This window comes from Pseudomonas sp. BNK-44-b (assembly GCF_047456245.1).
In the GTDB taxonomy this organism is placed as follows: Bacteria; Pseudomonadota; Gammaproteobacteria; order Pseudomonadales; family Pseudomonadaceae; genus Aquipseudomonas; species Aquipseudomonas machongensis.
The window spans coordinates 5644388-5657297 of record NZ_CP179908.1 but is presented as its reverse complement, the minus strand read 5'-3'; the positions used below and the strand labels follow the sequence as shown (position 1 = coordinate 5657297).

Annotated in this window: 11 protein-coding genes; 1 reads left to right on the top strand and 10 read right to left on the bottom strand. The window is 62.2% G+C overall.

The window, feature by feature from the left end; genetic code table 11:
• Nucleotides 1-96: 96 nt before the first annotated feature.
• The 3 genes from creC to ACMGGG_RS25660 form a co-directional block, all read right to left on the bottom strand.
• On the bottom strand, nucleotides 97-1530 hold the full coding sequence (gene creC / locus ACMGGG_RS25670) for a two-component system sensor histidine kinase CreC (RefSeq protein WP_054892159.1): 1434 nt from the start codon (nucleotides 1528-1530) through the stop codon (nucleotides 97-99).
• Nucleotides 1530-2210, bottom strand: a complete 681-nt coding sequence (creB, locus tag ACMGGG_RS25665; protein WP_414154644.1) for a two-component system response regulator CreB — start codon at nucleotides 2208-2210, stop codon at nucleotides 1530-1532. Before creB ends, creC begins: the two co-directional genes overlap by 1 nt.
• Before the next feature lie 132 nt (nucleotides 2211-2342).
• Nucleotides 2343-2846 (bottom strand): ATP-dependent zinc protease, encoded by a 504-nt coding sequence (locus ACMGGG_RS25660; RefSeq protein ID WP_054892157.1) that lies wholly within the window; start codon nucleotides 2844-2846, stop codon nucleotides 2343-2345.
• A gap of 194 nt (nucleotides 2847-3040) precedes the next feature.
• Between ACMGGG_RS25660 and ACMGGG_RS25655 the strand changes: the two genes are divergently transcribed.
• A complete protein-coding gene (locus tag ACMGGG_RS25655; protein ID WP_414154643.1) occupies nucleotides 3041-3928 on the top strand; it encodes an acyltransferase in 888 nt (295 codons plus the stop codon).
• 72 nt (nucleotides 3929-4000) lie between these two features.
• On the opposite strand, the gene ACMGGG_RS25650 is transcribed toward ACMGGG_RS25655, so the two are convergent.
• The 7 genes from ACMGGG_RS25650 to ACMGGG_RS25620 all read right to left on the bottom strand — a co-directional run bounded on the left by ACMGGG_RS25650 (nucleotide 4001) and on the right by ACMGGG_RS25620 (nucleotide 12894).
• Entirely contained in the window at nucleotides 4001-5374 is a 1374-nt protein-coding gene (locus tag ACMGGG_RS25650; RefSeq protein WP_414154642.1) for a hypothetical protein, read from the bottom strand.
• A 333-nt stretch (nucleotides 5375-5707) separates the two neighbouring features.
• Nucleotides 5708-6268 carry a DUF2780 domain-containing protein gene (locus ACMGGG_RS25645; protein ID WP_112897144.1) on the bottom strand — a complete coding sequence of 187 codons (561 nt, stop codon included), beginning with the start codon at nucleotides 6266-6268 and terminating at the stop codon, nucleotides 5708-5710.
• A 172-nt stretch (nucleotides 6269-6440) separates the two neighbouring features.
• A complete protein-coding gene (gene fdhA / locus ACMGGG_RS25640; RefSeq protein WP_054892154.1) occupies nucleotides 6441-7640 on the bottom strand; it encodes a formaldehyde dehydrogenase, glutathione-independent in 1200 nt (399 codons plus the stop codon).
• A 259-nt stretch (nucleotides 7641-7899) separates the two neighbouring features.
• Nucleotides 7900-8757 (bottom strand): formyltetrahydrofolate deformylase, encoded by an 858-nt coding sequence (purU, locus tag ACMGGG_RS25635; RefSeq protein ID WP_054892153.1) that lies wholly within the window; start codon nucleotides 8755-8757, stop codon nucleotides 7900-7902.
• 12 nt (nucleotides 8758-8769) lie between these two features.
• Entirely contained in the window at nucleotides 8770-9402 is a 633-nt protein-coding gene (locus ACMGGG_RS25630) for a sarcosine oxidase subunit gamma (protein ID WP_054892152.1), read from the bottom strand.
• Between the two features lie 142 nt (nucleotides 9403-9544).
• The gene (locus ACMGGG_RS25625) at nucleotides 9545-12562 is read right to left on the bottom strand and encodes a sarcosine oxidase subunit alpha (RefSeq protein ID WP_054892151.1); all 3018 of its coding nucleotides are present in this window, start codon (nucleotides 12560-12562) and stop codon (nucleotides 9545-9547) included.
• Nucleotides 12559-12894: a sarcosine oxidase subunit delta gene (locus tag ACMGGG_RS25620; protein WP_054892150.1), complete on the bottom strand. Its 336-nt coding sequence runs from the start codon at nucleotides 12892-12894 to the stop codon at nucleotides 12559-12561. The genes ACMGGG_RS25625 and ACMGGG_RS25620 overlap by 4 nt, the downstream gene beginning before the upstream one ends.
• Between the last annotated feature and the right edge of the window lie 16 nt (nucleotides 12895-12910).

The following is a 12910-nucleotide window of genomic DNA, read 5'->3' as shown; positions in this document are numbered from 1 at the left end:
CTCCAGTTGTGATGGGCGCAGCTTGCGCCGCGCACATGGAGCCGATAGGGAGGGTTTGTGCAGATTGTGTGGAGATGACGAGGCGGACAGCAGGAATCAGCTCACGCGCCGCGCAGGCAGCCACAGCCTGACCCGCACCCCGCCCTCGACGTTATCCACCGCCAGCGCTCCGCCATGCAGTTGCATCACTTCCTCGACAAAGTTGAGCCCAAGCCCGGTGCTCTTGCGCCCGGTGCCTGGCCGGGGCAGGGAATAGAAGCGCTCGCTGACCCGCTCGATGGCGTAATCCGGAATCGCCTCCCCCTGGTTGAACAGGCTCAACGCGACCCGATCACCGTCGTGCACCAGCTCGAACGACAAGGTGCCGCCTGCCGGCGTGAAGTCGAGTGCGTTGTCCACCAGGTTTGCCAGCGCCTGACGCAGCAAGAAGGGGTCGCACAGCAACAACACCCCGCCCGTCACCTGTTGCCTGATCTGCAACCCGGCACTGTCGATCCGCGCCGCATACCCGTGCAGCAACTCGTCGACCAGCGCAGCGAGCGGCACCTGCTGCTCGTCTTCCAGCGCCTGCATCTGCTCGACCCGCGCCAGGTTGAGCAAGCGCTCGATCATCTGCTGCAAACGCTCGCTCTCGCGTTCGATATTGCTGGCAAAACGCGCCCGCTGCTCATCCGGCATCGGCCCCTGCAACAGCTCGGAAGCGCCACGAATCGCCGCCAGCGGGCTTTTCAGCTCATGGGTGAGGGTATGCACATAGCGCTCGACATACGCCTTGCCCTCCAACTGGGTGCGCATGCGCTCCACCGCCGTGGCCAGTTGCAGCAGTTCACCGCCCTTGTAGTGCGGCAGCGCCGCGCGCTCGCCCTCACTCACCGCCTGGGCGTACCGGGTGAGACGGCGCAACGACCGCGCCAGCCACCAGGACAGCGCAGCGCCCACCAACAGCCCGAGCACGATCAACCCCAGGCCTAGCGTCAGCAAACGTTGCTCGGAGCGGTCGATATAGGGCTGTAGCGAACTGTTGGGCTTGGCCACCGTCACCACACCGATGACCTGGCCGTTGTCCATGATCGGTGCCGCCACATGCATCACCGAGGTGCTTTCGTCGTCCGGGTCGCTGCGGGTCGAACGCGCGCCATATTGGCCGCGCAGGGTCAGGTAGACGTCGTTCCAGCGCGAGTAATCCTTGCCCAGGGCCTGGCCACTGGAGTCGAGCAGGACGATGCCCTTGGCGTCGGTGACATAGATACGGTGGCTGACCTGGTTTTTCGCCAGCCCCCAGATATCCGCACCTGGGCGGCGCTGCCCGTAGGATTCGAGTACTTGAGGCAGACGACTTTGCCCAAGCGTGCCGGCCTTTACGTCATCGTGAAGGATTTCTGCCAACAGGTTGGCGGTGTCCACCAGGGTTTCCTCGGAAGACTGGCGCACCACCGGGCGAATCTGTTCGCGCACGGTATTGAGCAGGAAGTAACCCGACAACCCGACGAACAGGAAGTACACCAGAAAGATCCGGATCCCCAGGCGCATCAGGCGTGATCCGGGCTATAGCTATAGCCCAGGCCGCGATGGGTCTGGATTGGTTCGGCATCGCCAGACACCAGGCGCAACTTCGCGCGCAGGCTCTTGATGTGGCTGTCGATGGTTCGCTCGTAACCGGCATCTGAAGCCACGCCCAGCCCGTCGAGCAATTGCTCGCGGCTGAACACCCGACGGGGTTGCTCGAGCAGGCATTGCAGCAGGCGGAATTCATGGCGAGTGAGCGTCAGCGCCTGGCCACGATAGAGGATGCGCATCCCCAGCGTATCGACCTCGAACAGCTTCGCATCGCCTGCCGTCTCGGCTCTGGGCGCCATGCGCTTGAGGATCGCCCGCACCCGCGCAGCCACCTCACGCGGGCTGAACGGCTTGACTACATAGTCGTCGGCACCGATTTCCAAGCCTACGACCCGATCGATCTCACCATCGCGGGCACTGAGGAACATCACCGGCACCTCGCTGAAGCGGCGCAGCTGGCGGCAGGTTTCGAAACCACTGATATCTGGCAGGCCGATGTCGAGGATGACCAGGTCGGCCGGGCGCTGGCGCATCTGTTCGAGCGCGGCGCTGCCCAGGGTCACCCAGGTGGTGCTATGGCCGTCGGCCTGGAGGGCGTAGACCAGGGTGTCGGCGATGGCGGACTCGTCTTCGACGATGAGGATGTGGGGCATGGGTGAGGCTCTGAGGGTCTGGTCGTCGATTGTCTGACCGGACCCTGTCGCGGGACAAGCCCACTCGCACAATTGCAGATTGACACTGCACCTGCGGGAGCGAGCTTGCCTGCGAGAGGCGAGCCCGGGCGGTCAGCAGTCCGGCTTGTCCGCCGTATACCGCCGCGCCGGGTTCACCGCTGCCTTGAACTCACGCAACGCCTTGGCGCCGATCAGCAGCGGGTAGTTGAAGTTGCTGCGGTCGGTCAGGTTGACCTCCACCGTGCGCTTGACGTCGCCCAGGCACAACTCCAGGTCCACCACCGGACGGCGGGCAGCCTCGGCCGGTTCGTCCTCGTCTTCCTCATCGCCTGAGCGGGCCTTGATCTTGCTGATGCGCGCCACCTTGTGTTCATAGACCTTGCCGTCGGCATCCTTGGTCGCCAGGCGGAAACGCACCCAGTCCTCGCCGTCGCGGGTGAAGGTCTCGATATCCTTGGCCGACAGCGACGCGGTTAGCGCACCAGTATCCATCTTGGCCTTGAGGGTCTGGCCGATCTCGGGGAGCTTGATGTACTCATAGCGGCCATAGAGTGTCGGCTCGGCGGCCATCACCGGCAACGCCAGCAGCGACAGGAGGGCAAGCAGTGGTTTCACGGGAAGCATTCCTTGAGATGAGACAGTGCTTAGACTACGCGGGGAGGATAGGTTCGTTGTCACAGCCTATCCAACATAATGTGAAACATTTGTACCTTCCATTGGGCACTGGACGTTTGGCGTAGGACGTTACCCTGCTTATCATTGCCAACCGCAAATCTCACACAACACTTTCATACAACAAGAGTCTCCTTATGCGTCGCCTGCTGACCGGCATCCTTACAACTGTCCTGCTGCTGCTCAACACCCTCGTGTTGATCTGCCCGCTGATGGTCTTCGCCCTGCTCAAGCTGGTGCTGCCCGGCCGTGGTCGCGACTATGCCTCCTGGGCGGTGATGTGGATCGCCGAGACCTGGTCGGAAATCGACAAGGCCATCTTCGCCCTGTGCATCCCCACGCAATGGGACATCCGCGGCATCGAGACGCTGAACGCGAACACCTCCTACCTGTGCGTCAGCAACCATCAGAGCTGGGTCGACATTCCAGCACTGATCGAAAGCCTCAACCGTCGTGTGCCGTTCTTCAAGTTCTTCCTCAAGAAGGAGCTGATCTGGGTACCGCTGCTGGGCCTGGCCTGGTGGGCGCTGGACTACCCCTTCATGAAGCGCTACAGCAAGGCCTTCCTCGACAAGCACCCCGCGCTCAAGGGCAAGGACCTGGAAATCACCAAGGCCGCCTGCGAGCTGTTCAAGCGCCAGCCGGTGACGGTGGTCAACTACCTCGAAGGCACGCGCTTCACCGAAGCCAAACGCGAACAGCAGCAATCGCCGTACCGCCACCTGCTCAAGCCCAAGGCCGGCGGCGTCGCCTTCGTGCTCGCCGCACTGGGCGAGCAACTCGACGCCCTGCTCGATGTGACCATCGTCTACCCCGGCAACAAGGCCCCAGGGTTCTGGGACCTGCTCAACGGCAGCATCAGCCGGGTAATCATCGACATCCGCGTGCGCGAGCTGGACCCGGCATTATGCGAAGGCGACTACGAGAGCGATCCGGCGTTTCGCCAGACCGTGCAGGCCTGGGTCAACCAGCTGTGGGAAGACAAGGACGCCCGAATCCAAGCATTACGCGCGGAATTGACGTGAAGCGAGCGAACACTGGCATGAAACAACTTGCCGAAAAGCCAGGCGGAGGGGGCTTTTCGGCAAGCCGGACGATTAATCGTAGAAACGGATATTATCGATACGTCGTTCGAAGTCTTGGAATTCGATGTATCTTATTTTCTTTCCAGCAGGTGCACTGAAATCAAACCCAGGGAATGGAGAGTTGATCCCATGCCCTGTTCCATCCGTGTATTGGACCGAAGAGTGATTATAGGGGCGATCCCTAGAAGGATTGTCCACATCCAAAACTATACGACTCGCTGGCGTAATAGGCATGATGATCAGCTCTGCGCGCAAATTATCAGTATTATTTGTCATGTGCAGAAAACGCCCCGCAATGCCATTTGACGGGGCGCCAGCGTTGCGTATTGCCAACTTACTATTGCCGCCGTTGGAGGAAAAATAAAACCGCGCTTGTGGAAGCGATATTTCCGTTACCCCTTCCTGAAAAGCAACGTTCTCAAAATCGATAAATCTCGACGAGCCACCGCCACCTACGACTTGATCGCTCTCACGATAGACAAAAGCCGCTTTTTCGCTCACATTCGACGGCAACGTGAGTTGAATAACGGGCACTGTTTGCTGATAGCTCTGGAAATAACGCCGTTGGTCATCTTGCGCACTGATCAGACCGTCGCTGCCTGCGAGGTAGAAGAACGATTGGATAGGCAACTTCGCCCCGCTCCCCGTCGCCCAGGTTGCGACACGCAACTCATCGTTGGCCGTCCGATAGAAGCCCGTGAGCAGATTTTTCGCAACTATCGTCTGATTGAAACGATCGGCCGTGTTGGCTTGCCCCTGACGCAGATCCCAGCCACATTGAGCTTTATGCTTATCAGAGACAGAGTTGAAATGGGACAGCCACTGCGCAGCCGCATCGATCCCCTGCTCATTGCAAGGCTTGCTCTGAGCAGGGTACTCGGGTGATATCCCGCACCCCTGTTGTTGACGATTGTCCGTCCAGCCGTCGAACGGAAAAGAACACAGCACCTGGACAGCTGTCTTGGACGCTGGCACTTCCTGCGCTGGATATAATATATAACCGTTATTGTAGTTGAGCGGCAATGTAGAGAAATTCATATCCGCCCTGATCCACGCAAACGACACGCCACCACTGGTAATTGAGGGAGGGCTGGGATCCCAGGGTAAATAGCTCTGCCGGCTCAACGTTCCGCGAAGCATGATGCCCGAACATAAATAGGCTGGTAGCGCCGCGCCACCGCAATTCTGACGCACTTGGTTATACCAGCCCGTCAATTGCGCCGCAGCGTCTGCACCTTTGACGCCTACATCCTGTGCTGCTGGGGCTTGCGCTGGACTTTGAGTGATCATAGTTCCCGAAGGCTGCGCGTCCGGAACTCCAGAAGTTCTGGCGCAAGCCGCCAGTAACAACAATACTCCGGGAATGGCAACGTATCTTATCCGCATGTGAACACCTCACGTATCGACTGGCACACCGTGTCCGCTTTAGACTCTTGAACCATCCCACCGAAACATCAGATGGTCGATGTTTGCCAGCCGAACCTAACAAGACTGACAGTCACGCGAAACTGGTAAATATGCCAGGTGACAGCGAGGAAATTGCTGAGCAATATAGTTGATTAATTCGCGCTCACAATCACGATGTCACTCATGACCACGAGGCTCTATTATTTGAAGCGGCGGTAATACGGGGGGAGATAAAATGCCTTCAAACAAGAAGGCACGCATGATGATTATCTGATGGACTCAGTACCCTCAAGCTACCGGCCCCTCCAGATCTTAGATCGAGGGTATCGCGCCGGGAGCCTGCCACAATCCGGCCAGATTCTGCAGCAACGAGCCGGCAATGCCCTGCTGCCCCAGATATTGCAGGATCAACGGCGCGAACTGGCCAATCATGCCGGTATCCATGCCCAGCGCCTTGAAGGCGTTATCCAGGTCGTTGCGATTCTCGACATTGCCCAGGGCATTGCTCAGCGCCGACGAGCGCTGGCTGTTCTGCCCCAGCAACTCGCCCAGCCCGTTGAGCCCGCCCAAGGCGTTGGCACCGGACAACAGGTCAAGACCGGGCACCGCCTTGGTCAACTGGCCATAGTCGTCATTGCTCAGGTTGTTGCGCGCAAGGCCCAGCATGGCGCCAGCGCCGCCGACAGCCTGTTCGGGGGTGATCTTCAGTTCGCTGCCCAGGGTATTGAGCAGATTGGCCTGGGCGGCCGGCGCCTGGACCTGGCCTTTCGGGGTCTGCATGGCCGAGACAGCGTTGGCGGCATCGTTGAGGTTGAAGGCGAACACCGGGCTTGCGGCCAGGGTCATCAGGGTTGCCAGGGTGAAGGCTTTCATCGGAGGACCTCGTAGGCCGGGATGGCCTGGGAAACGAGGCGTTGGACTGGGGGGCTGGAGCTTTGTTCCGGGCCGGATGTCGGTAAGGGACGAACCCGCCCCCACAGGCAGTCACCCCACCTGTGGGAGCGGGCTCGTCCCGCGATTGGCCCGCAAAGCGACGCCAAAGGCCTCAGGCAGCGCTGAAGGTCCTGTGCGGATCGATCACGAATTTCTTCGGCACGCCCGCATCGAACTCGCCGTACCCTTCCGGCGCCTGGTCCAGGCTGATCACCTGAACACCGACCACTTCGGCAATATTGATCCGATCCCACATGATCGCCTGCATCAGCTGGCGGTTGTACTTCATGGTCGGGGTCTGGCCGGTGTGGAAGCTGTGCGACTTGGCCCAGCCCAGGCCGAAGCGGATGCTCAGCGCACCGATCTTCGCCGCCGCGTCTACCGCACCCGGATCTTCGGTCACGTACAGGCCCGGAATACCGATCTTGCCGGCCACACGGGTGACCTGCATCAGCGAGTTGAGCACGGTCGCCGGAGCCTCGTGCTTGGCGCCTTCATGGCCGTGGCCGCGGGCTTCGAAGCCTACTGCATCGACGGCGCAGTCCACTTCAGGCTCACCGAGGATGTCGATGATCTGCTCGTGCAGCGGCGTGTCCTTGGACAGATCGACCACCTCGAAGCCCTGGGACTTGGCGTGGGCCAGGCGCAGCGGATTGAGGTCACCCACGATCACGCACGCGGCGCCCAGCAGGCGTGCCGAAGCGGCAGCGGCCAGGCCGACCGGGCCGGCGCCAGCCACGTAGACGGTGCTGCCCGGGCCGACGCCCGCGGTGACAGCGCCGTGGTAGCCGGTGGGCAGGATATCGGACAAGCAGGTCAGGTCACGGATCTTCTCCATGGCCTTGTCGCGGTCGGGCAATTTCAGCAGGTTGAAGTCGGCGTACGGTACCAGCACGTATTCAGCCTGGCCGCCGGTCCAGTCACCCATGTCGACATAGCCGTAGGCACCGCCGGCACGGGCCGGGTTGACGGTCAGGCAGACGCCGGTATGCATCTCCTTGCAGGAACGGCAGCGCCCGCAAGCAACGTTGAACGGCACCGACACCAGGTCGCCGATCTTCAGGCGCTCGACATCACGGCCCAACTCGACGATTTCACCGGTGATTTCGTGGCCGAGCACCAGGCCGACCTGAGCGGTGGTGCGGCCACGGACCATGTGCTGGTCGGAGCCGCAGATATTGGTGGAGACCACCTTGAGGATCACGCCGTGCTCGATCTTCTTGCCGCGCGGATCCTGCATCTTGGGGTAGTCGATCTTCTGCACCTCGACCTTGCCTGCGCCGAGATACACCACTCCACGATTACCAGACATGCTCTTACCTCGCTTGATTTGTATTTATGCAGCGGTGGTTGAAGCGCCGCCATCCTTGGGCGGCCTGTGTTACTGGAATGAGGGGAATTGTGGGCTTGATGGGGGATGTCGCAGTGACTGGATGCGACAGGGGGTTGTCTGTTTACGGCAGGTCGAAATTGGTGAGGCCATTCGCGGGCAAGCCCGCTCCTACAGGCACAGTGCCGTTCTCAGACACGCGATCCCCCGTAAGAGCGGGCTTGCCCCGCGATAGGGCCAATCAGAGCACCACTGTCCTGTTGGCGTTCAAAAACACCCGTCGCTCGATGTGATACCCCACCGCCCGCGCCAGGGTCAGGCATTCGATATCGCGCCCCTTGGCGATCAGATCTTCGGGATAGTGGCTGTGATCGACCACCTCGACGCCCTGGGCGATGATCGGCCCTTCGTCGAGGTCGTTGTTGATGTAGTGCGCGGTCGCGCCGACCATCTTCACGCCCTTGTTGTACGCCTGGTGATAGGGCTTGGCGCCCTTGAACCCCGGCAGCAGCGAGTGATGGATGTTGATCGCCCAGCCATCCAGGCGCCGACACAGCTCTGGCGACAGCACCTGCATGTAGCGGGCGAGAATCACCAGTTCGGCGCCGGTTTCCTCGATCACCTTGAGCACCTTGCGCTCCTGGCCCGGCTTGTCGTTCGGGTCGAGCGCGAAGTGGTAGTAGGGGATCTTGTGCCAGTGCGCCAGCGGCTCCAGGTCGGGGTGGTTGGAGATCACTGCGACCACCTCCATGCCCAGTTGGCCGATGCGCTGGCGATACAGCAGGTCGTTCAGGCAATGGTCGGCCTTGGACACCATGATCACCACCTTGGGGCGGTGATTGGGTGCGGTCAGCTCGAAGGCCATGCCGAACGCTTCGCTGCGCTCGGCGAATCCGGCACGGAAGGCATCTTCATCGAAACCGTCAGGTGCGCGGAACTCGACACGGATGAAGAAACGCCCCGACAGTCGATCATCGAAGGAATGGTGCTCGGTGACGTAGCAGCGCTGCTCGAAGAGATGACGCGTGACCACATCGACCGTGCCGAGCATGCTCGGGCAGTCGGCGGTGAGAATCCAGGTGTCCGGTGCCCGACTCATGATCTGCGCTCCTTATGCCTCGATGGCCAGGCCGTACTCGGCCGATGCGTCCTGCAGCCACAGCCACCAGTAGTCGGAGAAGCTGCGGCGGATCACCAGCTCCCAGGTGTCTTCGGCAGTGCGACGGATCACCAGTTGCGACTTGGCGAACACGGTACCCACGGCCTTGCCGACCGGGAAGTTGTTCGGGTGTACATCATAGCTGGTGGATTTCATCAGCACGTCGCGCACGTTCGGGCCGCGCAGCTCGAGCAGGGTCTGCCCGCCACTGACATTGACCACCTGGACGTGCTGGCCTTCGAGGGCATCGCGCAGCTTCTGCTCGACGCTGAACTCCTGGCCGCCCGGGACGATCAGCAGCCATTCGTCGGGGCCCACCCACTGCAACGACATTTCACTGTTGGCGACCACCGTCAGCGCCACCGGCAGCTCCAGGCCCAGGGCCTTGTGCACGGCACCGGCGAACTGCGGGTCATGGCCGTCGCCACGAAGGGTCAGGTGACCGAGGAATTTCTTCTCGCGCAGGGTCACGCCTGCGTTGTTGCGGCCCTTTCCGACCAGGCTGGCCAGGTCTGCATGGTGCAGCGGCGATTGGGCCTTGGCATCACTGCCGGGGTTCTGCTGGAAGACGTTGATAGCGCTCATTTCTTACCTGCCTTGAATTCTTGTGCCAGGAACGGCGCCGACCTGTAGGAGCGGGCTTGTCCCGCGATTGGGGCGCAGAGGCCACCATCGCAATCGCGGGGCAAGCCCGCTCCCACAGGGTCCGGCGTGGTCTTCCAATGCCTTAGACGTTCTGCCGCTCACCCTTCGGATCGAAGAACACCGAAGACACGATCTCTGCCTCGATCACGCTGCCATCGGCCTGTGGCGAATAGACCCGCTCGCCGAGGCGCTTGAGGCCACCCTTGACCACGCCCATGGCAAACGAATAGCCCAGGGAGTTGGCCTTGTAGCTGGAGGTGACGTGACCGACCATGTCCATCGGGATTGGCTGCTTGGGATCGAATACCAGCTGGGCGCCTTCAGGCAGCCACACGTTCGGGTCGACAGGCTTGAGGCCAACCAGTTGCTTGCGGTTCTCGCGGGTGGTGTCCTCGCGGTTCATACCGCGCAGGCCGATCCACGAGTACGGCTTGTTGCGCCCCACGCACCAGCTCATGTTGAGGTCGTCCGGAGTCATCGAGCCGTCGGTGTCCTGGCCGACGATGATGAAACCCTTCTCGGCGCGCAGCACGTGCATGGTCTCGGTGCCGTATGGCGTGAGGTTGTACTGCTTGCCCGCCTCGATGATCTTTTCCAGCACGCCCATGGCGTAGTTGGCCTGGACGTTGACCTCGTACGAAAGCTCGCCGGTGAACGAGATACGGAACACCCGCGCCGGTACACCACCGACGTTGCCTTCCTTCCAGCTCATGAACGGGAAGGCGTCCTTGTCCAGGTCGATGTCGCTGATCTGCTCCAGCAGCTTGCGGCTGTTGGGGCCGGACAGGGTCATGGTCGCCCAGTGGTCGGTCACCGAGGTGAAATACACCTTCAGCTCCGGCCATTCGGTCTGGTGGTACAGCTCCAGCCACTGAAGCACACGGGCGGCACCGCCAGTGGTGGTGGTCATGATGAAGTGGTTGTCGCCGACGCAGGCGGTCACGCCGTCGTCGAAGACCATGCCGTCTTCCTTGCACATCAGGCCGTAACGGGCCTTGCCCACATCGAGCTTGGTCCAGGCGTTGGTGTAAACGCGGTTGAGGAACTCGCGCGCATCCGGGCCCTGGATATCGATCTTGCCGAGCGTGGAGGCATCGAGCAGGCCCACGCTGTCACGCACTGCCTTGCACTCACGTGCCACGGCGGCGTGAATGTCTTCGCCAGGCTTGGGGAAGTACCATGGGCGCTTCCACTGGCCGACATCCTCGAACTCGGCGTTGTTCTTCACGTGCCAGGCGTGCAGCGCGGTGAAGCGCACCGGCTCGAACAGGTGGCCACAATGACGGCCCGCCACCGCGCCGAACGTGACCGGCGTGTAGTTGGGGCGGAACATGGTGGTGCCCATTTCCGGAATGGTGATACCCAGCGAGCGGGCGGCGATGGCCAGGCCGTTGATGTTGCCCAGCTTGCCTTGGTCGGTACCGAAGCCCAGCGCGGTGTAGCGCTTGACGTGCTCGACCGACTCGAAGCCTTCGCGGGTGGCCAACTCGATGGCGGCCGCAGTGACGTCGTTCTGCTGGTCGACGAACTGTTTCGGCGCGCGCGCAGTGCCCTTGTCGTGCGGCACCTGGAACAGCGCCACAGTGGCCTCTTCCTTGCGTTGCAGGGCCTTGGGCAGGCTGCCGACGCTGGCCTTGAAGCCGGCCTCGGTGGCGGCGCGAGCCCCACCTTCGAAGCCATCGGCGAGGGTGTCGCCCAGCGCATAGACGCCGTTCACGCCACCGACGCACACGCGCTTCTGCGGCGCGTCGCCCGGCACGAAGCCGAGGATATCGTCACGCCAGACCGGGCGTCCGCCCAGGTGCGAAGCCAGGTGCACCACCGGGCTGTAGCCCCCGGACGTGGCCACCAGGTCGCATTCGAGCCATTCGCCAGGGCTGGTGACCTTGTGCGCAGGCACATCGATGGCCGCCACACGGGCACCGGTGACGTGCTTGCCGCCACGGGCTTCGATCACTGCACTGGAGGTGAGGATGCGGATGCCCTTGGCACGTGCCTCCTCGACCAACGAACCGCGTGGGTTGTGGCGCGCATCGGCGATGGCGATCACCTGCAGGCCGGCATCGTGCCAGTCCAGGGCGGTGCGGTAGGCATGGTCGTTGTTGGTCGACAGCACCAGCTTGCGGCCCGGCGCCACGCCATAACGGCGCACATAGGTGGAAACCGCTCCGGCCAGCATGTTGCCCGGCAGGTCGTTGTTGCCGTACACCAGCGGACGCTCGTGGGCGCCGGTGGCCAGCACCACACGCTTGGCCCGCACACGGTGCACGCGCTGGCGTACCTGGCCGATCGGCGCGCGATCGCCGAGGTGGTCGGTGAGGCGCTCGTGGATGGTCAGGAAGTTATGGTCGTGATAACCGTTGACCGTGCTACGCGGCAGCAGGGTGACTTCCGCCAGCCCCTGCAGCTCGGCAAGGGTCGCAGCCACCCAGTCGGCGGCCGGCTTGCCGTCGAGGGTCTCGCGGCTGTCGAGCAGGCTGCCGCCGAACTCTTCCTGTTCGTCGGCCAGGATCACCCGTGCACCGCTACGGCCAGCCGCCAGTGCGGCGGCCAGGCCTGCCGGGCCCGCGCCGACGATCAGCACGTCGCAGTGCTGGTTCATGTAGTCGTAGCTGTCCGGGTCGTTCTGCAGCGGTGCACGGCCCAGGCCCGCCGCCTTGCGGATGTACTTTTCGTAGGTCATCCAGAACGACTTGGGATACATGAAGGTCTTGTAGTAGAACCCCGGCGGCATCATGTTGCCGCCGACCTTGCCAATGATGCCCATGACGTCGTTGTTGACGTTCGGCCAGCCGTTGGTGCTGCTGGCCACCAGGCCCGAATACAGCGCCTGCTGGGTGGCACGCACGTTGGGGATCTGGGTGGCTTCGCTGGAGCCGATCTGCAGGATGGCGTTCGGCTCTTCAGTACCGGCGGCGATGATCCCGCGTGGGCGCGAATACTTGAAGCTGCGCCCAACGATCTCGACACCGTTGGCCAGCAGCGCGGCGGCCAGGGTATCGCCGGCATAACCCTGGTAGGTCTTGCCGTTGAAGGTAAAGTTCAGAACCTTGCTGCGGTCGATGCGACCGCCGCTGGCGAGGCGATAGACCTGGCTCATACTTTTTCTCCCTGGCCCTTGGCGGTCGCCGGTGCGGCGCTTTGTCTGGATGCGGCGGTCACCTGAGGTTTCTCACCGATCTTGTAGGTTTCGAGAATCTCGTAGGTCACCGTGTCGCGGGTCACGTTGAAGTACTGGCGGCAACCGGCGACGTGGTCCCACAGCTCATGGTGGATACCGCGCGGGTTGTCGCGGAAGAACATGTAGGTGCCCCACTCTTCGTCGGAGCAGGCGTTCGGGTCCAGCGGGCGGGCGATGTGCGCCTGGCCTGAAGCGTGGAATTCTTCTTCGGAGCGCAGCTCGCCGCAGTGGGGACAGAAGATTTGCAACATGACGATTGTCTCCGGG